General features: G+C 65.3%; 13 protein-coding genes. 4 read left to right on the top strand and 9 right to left on the bottom strand.

Going from position 1 to position 11961, the window contains the following annotated elements; all coding sequences use genetic code 11:
• The first annotated feature begins 4 nt into the window (after positions 1-4).
• The 3 genes from NU1_RS30975 to NU1_RS30965 all read left to right on the top strand — a co-directional run bounded on the left by NU1_RS30975 (position 5) and on the right by NU1_RS30965 (position 2526).
• Positions 5-1192, top strand: a complete 1188-nt coding sequence (locus NU1_RS30975; protein WP_067527021.1) for an NAD(P)/FAD-dependent oxidoreductase — start codon at positions 5-7, stop codon at positions 1190-1192.
• 265 nt (positions 1193-1457) lie between these two features.
• Positions 1458-2255: a glutamate racemase gene (locus tag NU1_RS30970; protein WP_067527020.1), complete on the top strand. Its 798-nt coding sequence runs from the start codon at positions 1458-1460 to the stop codon at positions 2253-2255.
• Positions 2256-2289: 34 nt separating this feature from the next.
• Positions 2290-2526 carry a hypothetical protein gene (locus NU1_RS30965; protein ID WP_067527019.1) on the top strand — a complete coding sequence of 79 codons (237 nt, stop codon included), beginning with the start codon at positions 2290-2292 and terminating at the stop codon, positions 2524-2526.
• Between the two features lie 59 nt (positions 2527-2585).
• Here NU1_RS30965 and tuf read toward each other — a convergent pair whose 3' ends face one another.
• The 7 genes from tuf to hppD all read right to left on the bottom strand — a co-directional run bounded on the left by tuf (position 2586) and on the right by hppD (position 9794).
• Complete coding sequence (gene tuf / locus NU1_RS30960) at positions 2586-3776, bottom strand: elongation factor Tu (RefSeq protein ID WP_067527018.1); 1191 nt, start codon at positions 3774-3776, stop codon at positions 2586-2588.
• Between the two features lie 117 nt (positions 3777-3893).
• Complete coding sequence (gene fusA, locus NU1_RS30955) at positions 3894-5999, bottom strand: elongation factor G (RefSeq protein ID WP_067527017.1); 2106 nt, start codon at positions 5997-5999, stop codon at positions 3894-3896.
• 174 nt (positions 6000-6173) lie between these two features.
• A complete protein-coding gene (gene rpsG / locus NU1_RS30950) occupies positions 6174-6644 on the bottom strand; it encodes a 30S ribosomal protein S7 (protein ID WP_040739280.1) in 471 nt (156 codons plus the stop codon).
• Position 6645: 1 nt separating this feature from the next.
• A complete protein-coding gene (gene rpsL / locus NU1_RS30945) occupies positions 6646-7020 on the bottom strand; it encodes a 30S ribosomal protein S12 (protein WP_067527016.1) in 375 nt (124 codons plus the stop codon).
• Positions 7021-7437: 417 nt separating this feature from the next.
• Entirely contained in the window at positions 7438-8001 is a 564-nt protein-coding gene (locus NU1_RS30940) for a DUF3558 domain-containing protein (RefSeq protein ID WP_067527015.1), read from the bottom strand.
• An 11-nt stretch (positions 8002-8012) separates the two neighbouring features.
• Positions 8013-8537 (bottom strand): DUF3558 domain-containing protein, encoded by a 525-nt coding sequence (locus NU1_RS30935; RefSeq protein ID WP_067527014.1) that lies wholly within the window; start codon positions 8535-8537, stop codon positions 8013-8015.
• Positions 8538-8594: 57 nt separating this feature from the next.
• The gene (gene hppD, locus NU1_RS30930) at positions 8595-9794 is read right to left on the bottom strand and encodes a 4-hydroxyphenylpyruvate dioxygenase (RefSeq protein WP_067527013.1); all 1200 of its coding nucleotides are present in this window, start codon (positions 9792-9794) and stop codon (positions 8595-8597) included.
• A 146-nt stretch (positions 9795-9940) separates the two neighbouring features.
• Here hppD and NU1_RS30925 point away from each other — a divergent pair, with 146 nt between their 5' ends.
• The gene (locus NU1_RS30925) at positions 9941-10459 is read left to right on the top strand and encodes an Lrp/AsnC family transcriptional regulator (protein ID WP_067527012.1); all 519 of its coding nucleotides are present in this window, start codon (positions 9941-9943) and stop codon (positions 10457-10459) included.
• On the opposite strand, the gene NU1_RS30920 is transcribed toward NU1_RS30925, so the two are convergent.
• Both NU1_RS30920 and NU1_RS30915 read right to left on the bottom strand, forming a co-directional pair.
• Entirely contained in the window at positions 10460-11107 is a 648-nt protein-coding gene (locus NU1_RS30920) for a GntR family transcriptional regulator (protein WP_067527011.1), read from the bottom strand.
• A 27-nt stretch (positions 11108-11134) separates the two neighbouring features.
• A partial coding sequence (locus NU1_RS30915) for a 2OG-Fe(II) oxygenase family protein (protein ID WP_067527010.1) occupies positions 11135-11961 on the bottom strand: 827 nt, incomplete at its 5' end.

Here is an 11961-nt window from a genome sequence, read left to right as displayed (position 1 = left end):
CGGTATGGCGCAGTCGGTGAAACACGTTCTAATTGTCGGTGCGGGGCTGGCGGGGCTACGCACTGCCGAGGAACTGCGCCGCGCTGGTTACGAGGGCGAACTCCTCCTGATCGGGGATGAGAATCATCCGCCCTACGATCGGCCGCCACTGTCCAAACAGTTCATGCGCGGGGACCTCGACAGCACCGCGCTGCGCCCCGACGAGTTCTACGCCGAGCAGCGGATCGAACTTCGCCTCGGTACCACTGTTACCGGGGTCGACACCGCCGCGCACGCGATCACACTCGCCGATGGCAGCCGGCTCACCTACGACCAATTGGTTATCGCGACCGGTCTGCGGCCCCGGCGCATTCCGGGGTTGCCCGAGGTCTCCGGCGTCCACGTACTGCGCTCGCACGACGATGCCGCGCGGATGCGCGACCACCTCGGCACCGCTGCGCGCGCCATGGTCGTCGGCGGCGGCTTCATCGGCTGCGAACTCGCCGCCAGCTTCCGGATGAGCGGTGTGGAAGTTGTGCTCGTCGAACCCCAACCAACACCTCTGGCCGCCGCGCTCGGTGAGCAGATCGGTTCCCTGGTGGCACGGCTGCACCGGGCCGAGGGGGTGGACCTGCGCTGCGGCATCGGCGTGGAAACGCTGGTGACCGAGGGCGATGCGGTGCGTGGGGTGCGCCTGACCGACGGCAGCGTGGTCGACGCCGACCTCGTGGTCATCGGTATCGGCTCGATTCCCACCACCGACTGGCTCGCCGATTCCGGCATCCCACTCGCCTCCCCCACCGAAGGCGGCGGCATCATTACCGACGAATTCGGCCGCACCGGCGTCGACGGTGTCTGGGCGGTCGGCGACGTCGCCGCCTGGCCGCACCGGGTGGGCCGCAACAAGCGGGTCGAACACTGGACCAATGCCGGAGAGCAAGCCAAGATCACGGCCTGCGCCCTGCTCGGCACCGAATCCCCCGCCGCACAGGTCCCCTATGTGTGGAGCGACCAGTACGACATGAAGATCCAGGTCCTCGGCCTGCCCGCGCTGGCCGACGAAATTCGGATCGTCGAGGACCAGGGCCGCAAATTCCTCGCCCACTACTTCCGCGACGGGACGCTGGTGGCGGTCGTCGGCGCGGGCATGACCGGCAAGGTCATGAAGATGCGCGCACTGCTCCGCCTCCCCGAATATTCAGCGCCCGGCTGAGAGCCACTCCCCCGCCTCCCCGAATCTTCAGCGCCCGGCTGAGAGCCACTCCCCCGCCTCCCCGAATCTTCAGCGCCCGGCTAAGAGCCGCCGACCGGCATGCACGCGTGCCGGCGGTCTGGAGCCGAACCGACTTCGGGCGTACCCGACGAGTTACCCCGATCCTCGCGAGATCAGTTGTCACGTTCCTTGAGCGTCGGGTGGGTTCGGCGTTATTTGGGACACGGTTCGCATCGCAAGTGAAGCGTTCACTACCGTGACAGGTGTGATCGTCGCGCTGATTGATTCCGGACTGGGGATGCTGCCCACCGGTGCGTGGTTGCGGAAACTGCGGCCCGATCTCGATCTGCTGCTGCAAATGGATCCGGACGGGGCCCCGTGGGGGCCCAAACCCGAGCAGTGGGTCGTCGATCGCGTGCTCCAGGCCGCCCGCACCTCGCTGCGCGAGGGCGCCGAAGTCATTGTGATCCCGTGCAATACGGCCAGCGTGACCGCGCTCGAGCACGTCCGCGCCGAGGTCGGTCCCGACGTGCCGGTCATCGGCACCGTACCGGCCATCAAGCCCGCCGCGGCGGCCTGCGCCAAGGTCGCCGTCTGGGCTACCGCGGCCACCACCGCCAGCGCCTACCAGGCCGACCTCATCACCCGTTTCGGCGGCGGCGCCGAGGTGACGGGGGTGGCCTGTCACGGCCTCGCCGACGCCATCGACCGCGGTGATCTGCCCGCCATCGAGGAGGCGATCGCCAGCGCCGCGGCACGTACCCCCGTCGGCACCGAGGGCATTGTGCTGGGCTGCACCCACTACCCCCTCGTCATCGAGGCCATTCTCGCCGCCCTCCCCGCGGGCATCCGCATCTTCGACAGCGCGGAAGCCGTTGCGGGCCAAACCCTGCGACGCATGGACGCCCTTGGCCGCCCCACCGCGGGCAGCGGCTCCATCCGGGTCCTACACAGTGGCCGCGCAGGCGAACTCCCTACCGCTGCAGCCACTTTCGACTCCGGACGGATTCTCGGCGCAGCCCCCGCCGATACCGATGAGGTGCACGCGCGCCTGCTGGGGTGAGTTTGCCGCACGCCGATCGGGGCAGCTCTGCGTTATGAGCACAACGGAAGAACAGAACGCGCAACAGAATTCACCACCCGCGATCCCCGAGCCGCAGGTCGAGGACAGGCACCGGGAACAGGCCGCCCGAATGGCCGAAACCTACCGCGACGACCGGCCCGCCACCGTCCTACCCGGCTCCGATGGAATGGTCTCGGGCACCGCGGTCGCCGACTGGATCGACGAGCCGAACGAACCTGCCTCCGAACGGACCGATGCACCGCCTGAATAGCGAAAGGGCCGCTCCCCCGCAGGGGAACGGCCCTCTCAGTGATTCAGCGAATCAGAGAATCACTTGATGATCTTCGTGACGCGACCGGCACCGACGGTGCGGCCACCCTCACGGATCGCGAAACGCAGGCCCTCGTCCATGGCGACCGGCTGGATGAGCTTGACGCTCATCTCGGTGTTGTCGCCGGGCATGACCATCTCGGTGCCCTCGGGGAGGGTAACGACGCCGGTCACGTCCGTGGTGCGGAAGTAGAACTGCGGGCGGTAGTTGTTGAAGAACGGGGTGTGGCGGCCGCCCTCGTCCTTCGACAGGATGTACGCCTGGCCCTCGAACTCGGTGTGCGGAGTCGTGGTGCCCGGCTTGATGACAACCTGGCCACGCTCGACATCTTCGCGCTTGATGCCACGAACCAGCAGACCGACGTTATCGCCCGCCTGGCCGTTGTCGAGCAGCTTGCGGAACATCTCGATGCCGGTGATGGTGGTCTTGGTCGTCTTCTCCTTGATACCGACGATCTCGACCTCTTCGTTGACATTCACGATGCCACGCTCGATACGACCGGTGACGACGGTGCCACGACCGGTGATCGTGAAGACGTCCTCGATCGGCATGAGGAACGGCTTCTCGGTCTCACGGACCGGGTCCGGGATCGACTCGTCGACAGCGTTCATCAGCTCGACGATCGACTCCGACCACTTCGCGTCGCCCTCGAGCGCCTTCAGGCCCGAGACGCGCACGACGGGGGCTTCCTCGTCGAACTCCTGGGCGGCCAGCAGTTCGCGGACCTCCATCTCGACGAGCTCGAGGATTTCCTCGTCGTCGACCATGTCCGACTTGTTCAGCGCGACCAGGATGTAGGGCACGCCGACCTGACGGGCGAGCAGCACGTGCTCGCGGGTCTGCGGCATCGGGCCGTCAGTGGCGGCCACGACCAGGATCGCGCCGTCCATCTGGGCGGCACCGGTGATCATGTTCTTGATGTAGTCGGCGTGGCCGGGGGCGTCTACGTGGGCGTAGTGGCGCTTCTCGGTCTGGTACTCGACGTGGGAGATGTTGATCGTGATACCACGAGCCTTCTCCTCCGGCGCCTTGTCGATCTGATCGAACGCGAAGGCCGCGTTCAGATCGGGGTACTTCTCCGCCAACACCTTGGTGATCGCCGCCGTCAGCGTGGTCTTGCCGTGGTCGACGTGACCGATGGTGCCGATGTTGACGTGGGGCTTCGTCCGCTCGAACTTCGCCTTCGCCACTGTTGTCCTCCTGGACTAGTTAGTGCGTGCTTTTCTGCAGCAGTGCGGTTTGAATTACTGGGGGTCGATCAACCGACCAATGAGATTACGCAGCGTTCGATTGCTCGTTCGCTACGCTCACTCGCCGGTCGCCTTGGCGATGATCTCCTTCGACACATTGGCCGGAACCTCTGCGTACGAATTGAACACCATGGAGAAGTTCGCCCGGCCCTGGGTCTTCGACCGCAGGTCACCGATGTAGCCGAACATCTCCGAAAGCGGAACCAGCGCCTTGACGACACGGGCACCACTGCGCTCCTCCATGGCCTGGATCTGGCCACGGCGAGAGTTCAGGTCGCCGATCACTTCGCCCATGTAATCCTCGGGCGTGATGACCTCGACGGCCATCAGCGGCTCGAGGATCACCGGACCGGCCTTGCGGGCCGCTTCCTTGAGGGCCATGGCGCCCGCGATCTTGAACGCCATTTCCGAGGAGTCGACCTCGTGGTAGGCGCCGTCGATCAGCGAGGCACTCACGTTGACCAGCGGGAAGCCGGCCAGCACGCCGTACTGCATGGCGTCCTGGATACCGGCGTCCACCGACGGGATGTACTCGCGCGGAACGCGACCACCGGTGACCTTGTTCTGGAACTCGTAGGTCGCGCCGTCCTCGGCATCGACCAGCGGAGCCAGACCAATGATGACGCGGGCGAACTGGCCCGAACCACCGGTCTGCTTCTTGTGCGTGTACTCGTACTTGTCGACCGTCTTGGTAATGGTCTCGCGGTACGCCACCTGCGGCTTGCCGATATTCGCCTCGACCTTGAACTCGCGCTTCATGCGGTCCACGTAGATGTCGAGCTGGAGCTCGCCCATACCACCGATGATGGTCTGGCCGGTCTCCTGATCCAGCTTCACATTGAAGGTCGGATCCTCTTCGGCGAACTTCTGGATCGCGGAACCCAGCTTCTCCTGATCGGCCTTGGTCTTCGGCTCGATCGCGACCTGGATAACCGGGTCCGGGAAGGTCATGGACTCCAGCACGATCTGGTTCTGCGGATCGCACAGGGTGTCACCGGTGGTGGTGTCCTTGAGGCCGATGACCGCGTAGATGTGGCCGGCGATGCCCTCGGGAACCGGGTTCTCCTTGTTGGAGTGCATCTGGAACAGCTTGCCCAGACGCTCCTTCTTGCCCTTGGTCGCATTGATGACCTGGGCGCCGGAGTCGACCCGACCGGAGTACACGCGAACGTAGGTCAGCTTGCCGAAGAAGGGGTGCGTCGCAATCTTGAACGCCAGGGCCGCGAACGGCTCCTCGGTGCTCGGCCTGCGAGTGAGGATCTCGTCTTCTTTGTTCGGCACGTGGCCCTGCACGGACTCCACGTCCAGCGGAGACGGCAGGTAGGCGATCACGGCGTCGAGCATGGGCTGAACGCCCTTGTTCTTGAACGCCGAACCGCACAGCACCGGGTAGAGCTCCGAGTTGACGGTCATCTTGCGAATCGCGCCCTGGATCTCTTCCATGGTGAGCTCTTCGCCACCGAAGAACTTCTCGAGGAGCGCCTCATCGGACTCGGCGACGGTCTCGAGCAGTTCCTGGCGGTACTGCGCGGCCTTCTCCTTGAGATCCTCCGGGATCTCGACGACCTCGTACTGCTCGCCGAGCTTGGTCTCGCCCCGCCACACCTTGGCGTTGTTCTCGACCAGGTCGACGATGCCCTCGAAGGTGTCCTCGGCGCCGATCGGCAGCTGGAGCACCAGCGGACGCGCACCCAGGCGGTCCTTGATGGTCTGCACGGTGAAGTAGAAGTCGGCGCCGAGCTTGTCCATCTTGTTCACGAAGCAGATGCGCGGCACGTCGTACTTATCGGCCTGACGCCACACCTGCTCGGACTGCGGCTCGACACCCTCTTTGCCGTCGAAGACGGCAACGGCACCATCGAGGACGCGCAGCGAGCGCTCGACCTCGACGGTGAAGTCGACGTGACCCGGCGTGTCGATGATGTTGATCTGGTTGTCTTTCCAGAAACAGGTCGTCGCGGCGGACGTGATGGTGATGCCGCGCTCCTGCTCCTGCGCCATCCAGTCCATCGTCGCGGCGCCGTCGTGCACCTCACCGATCTTGTAGGTGATGCCGGTGTAGAAGAGGATGCGTTCGGTGGTCGTCGTCTTACCAGCATCGATGTGGGCCATGATGCCGATGTTGCGGACCTTGTTCAGGTCGGTGAGCACGTCCTGTGCCACGGAAATCTTCCCCGCTCGTTGTCAGTTGGGATCTTCGGGAACGACCCTGGTCCTCTTGAATAAGAGGCCTGCCCAGTGGTCATCACTGTGTCAACGTCCGGCGCGACGTCTAGGTGCCACGCCGGACTGTGAGTCGTCTCCCGGCACATCCGAACGGGGTGCCGGGGCGGCGAATCACCAGCGGTAGTGCGCGAACGCCCGGTTCGACTCAGCCATCTTGTGGGTGTCCTCGCGACGCTTCACCGAAGCGCCCAGGCCATTGCTGGCGTCGAGCAGTTCGTTCGCCAGACGCTCGACCATGGTCTTCTCACGACGGGCGCGAGAGTAGTTGACCAGCCAGCGCAGCGCGAGGGTGTTGGAGCGGCCCGGACGGACCTCGACCGGCACCTGGTAGGTGGCGCCACCGACGCGGCGGGGCTTCACCTCGAGGGCGGGCTTGACGTTGTCCAGCGCGCGCTTGAGGGTGACGACCGGATCGGTGCCGGTCTTCTCACGCGCCTGCTCGAGGGCGCCGTAGACGATGCGCTCGGCGGTGGACTTCTTGCCGTCCAGCAGGATCTTGTTGACCAGCTGAGTGACCAGCGGCGAACCGTAAACCGGGTCGTTGATCAGCGGACGCTTGGGTGCGGGGCCCTTGCGTGGCATATCAGCTCTTCTCCTTCTTCGCGCCGTAGCGGCTGCGGGCCTGCTTGCGGTTCTTCACACCCTGGGTATCGAGTGAGCCACGGATGATCTTGTAGCGCACACCCGGGAGGTCCTTCACACGACCGCCGCGAACGAGCACCATCGAGTGCTCCTGCAGGTTGTGACCCTCACCGGGGATGTACGCCGTGACCTCGACCGCGCTGGTCAGGCGAACACGCGCGACCTTACGCAGCGCGGAGTTCGGCTTCTTCGGGGTCGTGGTGTACACGCGGGTGCACACGCCGCGACGCTGCGGGCTCCCCTTGAGGGCCGCGGTCTTGGTCTTGGTGACCTTGTCGCGGCGACCCTTGCGGACCAGCTGGTTGATGGTTGGCATAGACCGGCTTTCCTTATTAGTAACCAGATGTCTGGAACTTCATGTCGGTATTCACTTCGGCGTGCCCGGGGCCTTACGTGGTGACGCAAGCTGCCGCCTCCAGGCCCGTCGTTCACGCCGTCGTCATTCGAGCTTTGCGCCCTGATCCCATGGCGTTTCCTCACCACGAGGTCGGGCGTGTCGTACGCACGCGCGGATCCGATTTCCGGGCACGCTGGGACGGTCAGCCGCTCTCGCTGGCCTACGTACTGCGCACAAACTTGCCCGTATGCTTCCGGGCACAGCGGTCCACGATACCCGTCGGCGTTTCGAGGGGCAAAAAGGGGTCCCGGAAATGGTATGGCAGCGGGGTCGGGACATGGTATGGAGAGCGTCCCGGAGGGCCCCTCATGGGGTCGCGGTGAGCGGCGGGCGGGATTATCGGGCCAGGTTCAGAGTGAGTTCCACGAGCTTTCGTGCTGCCTCGCACGGATCCGGATGCGCCCCTCCCGCACGGTAATTCACCCACCAGCCGACAATTCCGGCATCGGCCGCGGGTGCGTGCACACCACAGGAATCAGGATCGTTCGGACGCCTGGTCTCCAGCGATCGACGGCCCTGCACGGTGATGTCATCGGTCAGATAACCGAGGCGGTCGTTGTTCTTCTTCTCGTTGGCGAGGGAGCCCAATTCATACCAACTCAGCGTGACCATGCCACTGCCGACAGCCCCGCCTTCGAGGTCCCACATACACACCGCGCCGTTGAAGGACGAGTTCACGTAACTGCCCTCAGCGACCACCTTGCCGATGTCAGCGAGGGAGACGACATCGCATTCGCGCAGTAGTTTGTCGAAGTTGGTATTGAGTCGGCCACCGCCGTCGCCGGTGGTGCCGCCCGCCGGGAGGGCGGTGCCCTCGATGGTCTTCCCGCAACCACTGAGGGCCGCGGTCAGGGCCAGGGCCGCCAGGAGCGCACCGGCAGCCCTGCTGCCACGCCGCATACCGTTTCCCCTCATCCGAGCCGCTGGACGGTCAGCTCGGCCAGCCTGCGGGTGCGGTCGCACGGGTTGCCGAGACCATCGCTGCCGAAGATGCCATAGGACATGGACCATTCGAAGAAGTCGTCGTCGAGCTGGATGGCCAGATCGCAGACCCGGTTGCTGGGGTCGAGGGCCTCGAAACCCGTCTTGCCGCCCACCTCGATGGTCTGCGGATCACGGCCGACACTGGCCACCCACGCCTTCTCGCGGTCGATGGGGCTGCCGCGGTAGGAGGCGAAGGTGACACTGGCGGAACTGGCGGCCTGCCAGTTGCACCCGACCGAGTTCTTGAACACCCGCGCCAATGAACCGAGACCGCCGATATCGCGTACCTCGTCATCGGTGACATGACCGCATTCGCCGACGAAGGGGCCGAGTGTCGCCACTTTGGGGGGTGGCCGCAGCACGGTGGGCGTATCGGATTCGTCCTTGCCCCCGCATGCCGACAGCAACAGCGCGAAGGTCATCCCCGTGACGATCGCTGACGTCATCCGCATGACCCGAACTCTACCGACGCCCGGGTCCTGCGGCGCACCACGACCTTCCGTCCGAGGTCAAAGGTTTCCGCGGGTCTCCTGTTCGCGCTCGATGGCTTGGAAGAGAGCCTTGAAGTTCCCCTTGCCGAAACCGAGGGAGCCGTGGCGTTCGATGAGTTCGAAGAAGACGGTGGGACGGTCGGTAATGGGTTTGCAGAAGATCTGCAGGAGATAGCCGTCCTCATCGCGGTCCACCAGGATGCCGCGGCTCCGCAGTTCTTCCACCGGGACCCGGACGTGGCCGATACGGGCGCGGAGTTCAGGGTCGGAGTAGTAGCTGTCCGGGGTGGCGAGGAATTCGATGCCCTCGCGGCGGAGGCAGTCGACGGCGGTGAGGATATCGCTGGTGGCGAGGGCTATGTGCTGGACGCCGGGGCCACGGTAGAACTCCAGGTACTCGTCGATCTGGGACCGTTTGGGGCCCCTAGCAGGTTCGTTGAGTGGGAATTTGACGCGGTGGTTGCCATTGGCGACGACCTTGGACATCAGGGCGGAGTAGTCGGTGGCGATATCGTCGCCGACGAATTCGGCCATATTCTCGAAACCCATGACACGGCGGTAGAACTCGACCCAGTGGTCCATACGGCCCAGTTCCACATTGCCGACGACGTGGTCGATGGCCTGGAAGAGTCGGCGGGGGTCGCCGGAGCGCGGACGGTAGTTGGAGCTGCGCGCGATATAGCCGGGGAGGTAGGGGCCGGTATAGCGGGAGCGGTCGATGAGGGTGTGCCGGGTTTCGCCGTAGGTGGCGATGGCGGCGGATCGGACGGTACCGAATTCGTCTGTCTCATTGTGTGGTTCGACCAGGACGGTAGCGCCCTGGGAGCGGGCCCGGGCGATACAGCGGTCCACATCCGGAACCTCCAGGGCGATATCCACCACCCCGTCCCCGTGCAGATCGTGGTGCGTCACCAGCGGGCTCGTCGGATCCACCGCGCCCTTGACGACGAATCGAACGCCGCCGCTGCGCAGGACGAACGCCTTGTGATCGCGGTTGCCGGTCTCCGGGCCCGAGTAGGCCTCCAACCGCAGCCCGAAGGCGGATTCCAGGAAGTGCGCGGCCTGGGTGGCATTACCCACCACCCACACCAGGACGTCCCAACCCAGTACCGGGAAGGGGTCGGCGGCGGCATTGTGGTCCACCAGGCCGACGAGGCGGCGCAGTTCGTCGTCGGGCGGAAGATCGGCGGGTCGCGGAGCGGGTGCCTCGATGCTCATGAATCAAGGAAAGGCCTGCGGGGCGCCAATGAGCAATATCGTCGATTTCGAGTAGACACCATGGTGAATTGCGCCACCGAGTTCGCGTTCGTGCTGGACAATTTGAATAGAAGACCTTCGATGTTGTTTCGAAACGGAGACCCGCCATGGCACGCACTCCCGCCAAGCTGGACGAACTGGATCTGGCCATCCTCACGGCCATGCACGAACACCAGAAGGCGGGGATTCTGGAGCTCTCCCGGCGGACCCGGGTGGCGCGCGCGACGGTGCAATCACGAATCGCGCGCATGGAGGAGGCGGGGGTGATCGCCTCCTACGATCCGCAGATCGATGTCACCGCAGCGGGTTTCGATGTGGAGGCGTTCGTGACACTGGAGATCGCGCAGGGTGCGCTGGACGCGGTGGCGGCCGATCTCACCGCTATTCCGGGCGTACTCGAGGCCTACGCCACCACCGGTTCCAGCGATGTGCTGTGCCGAATCGGGGCGGATTCGCACGCCGGACTGCAGAACGTGCTGCTGAGTATCGACCGCACCAATTCGGTGGTGCGGTCGCACAGTGTGATCGTGCTGTCCACCGTGGTCGCGCGGCGCGCCCTCCCCCTGCTGCGCACCCTCACCCCCACTGTCAGCAGCAAGGCGCCCGCCTACCGCAATGCGCATTGATCAGCGGCGGTCGAGACGGGTGATGAGGCCGTGGACGTGGGCTTCGGCGGCGGTGCGCGCATCGATGGCGTGACCGCACTCGAGGGCTTCGAAAATGCGCCGATGCTCACGGAAGGCTATGTGACGGTTGCGGTTCCGCGTCCACAGATCGCCCCGGTACAGGTGGGCCTGAGCTTCCAGGCGGGCCAGTTCGCCGATGAGGGTGTGGTTGCCGGAACAGTCTCGAATGGAGGTGTGGAATTCGAGGTCGAGTTCGGTATCCCGGGCGGCGTCGGGGATATCGCGGAGGTTTTCCTCCTGGACGGCGAGGAGTGCGCCGAGCTTTTCGAGGTCGGCTTCGGTAAGACGGGCCGCGGCTTCGGCGGCGGCGAGGCCGTCGAGGACGGCCCGCACCGAGAGGACATTGCGGATCTGCGCGTCGTCCACCACGGCGACTCGGGCACCGGCATGCGGGACATTGACGGCCAGGCCCTCGTAGATGAGCTGTTGGACGGCCTCCCGGACGGGGCTGCGGCTGACGCCCAGGCGGCTGGCCAGGGCCGGGACGCTCAGCGGGGCGCCGGGTTCGAGCTCCCCGGACAACACCAGCTGCCGCAACTGGCGGTACACGGAGGGGCCGAGCAGGGCGGCACCGGCGTCGTCGGTCATGGGGGTCCTTTCCGGGTCGATTCGAAATTACAGCCGTGGGCGGTAGTTCGCCTGGACGCGCTGGGTGAGGAAATCGGCGGCGGTGACGGGTGGGTAGACACCGCGCGGTCCCTGGATGACGGCATCCCGGTCGGCCTGGGCGAAGTAGGCGATGCTGTAGCGGTCGCCCTGGTATTCGTCGCGGCCCGGGCTGCGGACGCGATGGAAGTTGGATGGGAGCAGGTCATCGCTCCAGCGGGTCAGCATGTCACCGATATTGCAGGTGATCAGCGACGAGGACGCCGTGATCGAGGTCCACTGCCGCTCCTCCATCTCCTTCCCGGGGCAGACCTGCAGGCCGCCTTGGCCATCGCGCTGAAAAAGCAGTGTGAGGCAGTCGAAGTCGGTGTGCGCACCCGCGCGCCAACGACCGGGGATATCGCGCAGTTCCTCGGGCACGGCGAAGTAGTGCAGCAGGCGCAGCGTGCTCTGGTATTGCGCCGATTCCGGATTGTGGGCGGCGGTGAAGTGCTCGCGGGGTAGGCCGAGGCGGTCGGCGAAGCAGGACAGCACACGCATGGCCACGGTCCAGCAGTCGTATTCGAAATCGAGGATGGCAGCGGCGAATCCGGGCAGCTCGTCGTCGCTGGGCCACAGACCCGCCATATGGGGGCGGGTGACCTGGTAGGACTCCTTCTGATCGGGGACACCGATGGAGGGGCGCACCTGGCTCAGACTTTCCCAACCCGCATTGTTCGCCTTGACCAGCGGGTACTGCCCCTTGGCGGCTTCGGGCAGGGCGAAAAAGCTTCGGGTGCGGTCGAATACGGCATCCATCTGTTCCTGTGCGATGCCGTGCCCGGAGAGCTGGAAGA

This window comes from Nocardia uniformis NBRC 13702 (assembly GCF_001613345.1).
Lineage (GTDB): Bacteria > Actinomycetota > Actinomycetes > Mycobacteriales > Mycobacteriaceae > Nocardia > Nocardia uniformis.
This window is presented reverse-complemented; position numbering and strand designations above follow the sequence as displayed.

What these genes read in the sequence shown, in the direction of transcription:
- NU1_RS30975 (WP_067527021.1), top strand. Translation starts at nt 5, where the DNA reads ATGGCGCAGTCGGTGAAACACGTTCTAATTGTCGGTGCGGGGCTGGCG.
- NU1_RS30965 (WP_067527019.1), top strand. Translation starts at nt 2,290, where the DNA reads ATGAGCACAACGGAAGAACAGAACGCGCAACAGAATTCACCACCCGCG.
- rpsG (WP_040739280.1), bottom strand. Translation starts at nt 6,644, where the DNA reads ATGCCACGCAAGGGCCCCGCACCCAAGCGTCCGCTGATCAACGACCCG.
- rpsL (WP_067527016.1), bottom strand. Translation starts at nt 7,020, where the DNA reads ATGCCAACCATCAACCAGCTGGTCCGCAAGGGTCGCCGCGACAAGGTC.
- NU1_RS30940 (WP_067527015.1), bottom strand. Translation starts at nt 8,001, where the DNA reads ATGCGGCGTGGCAGCAGGGCTGCCGGTGCGCTCCTGGCGGCCCTGGCC.
- NU1_RS30935 (WP_067527014.1), bottom strand. Translation starts at nt 8,537, where the DNA reads ATGCGGATGACGTCAGCGATCGTCACGGGGATGACCTTCGCGCTGTTG.
- hppD (WP_067527013.1), bottom strand. Translation starts at nt 9,794, where the DNA reads ATGAGCATCGAGGCACCCGCTCCGCGACCCGCCGATCTTCCGCCCGAC.
- NU1_RS30925 (WP_067527012.1), top strand. Translation starts at nt 9,941, where the DNA reads ATGGCACGCACTCCCGCCAAGCTGGACGAACTGGATCTGGCCATCCTC.
- NU1_RS30920 (WP_067527011.1), bottom strand. Translation starts at nt 11,107, where the DNA reads ATGACCGACGACGCCGGTGCCGCCCTGCTCGGCCCCTCCGTGTACCGC.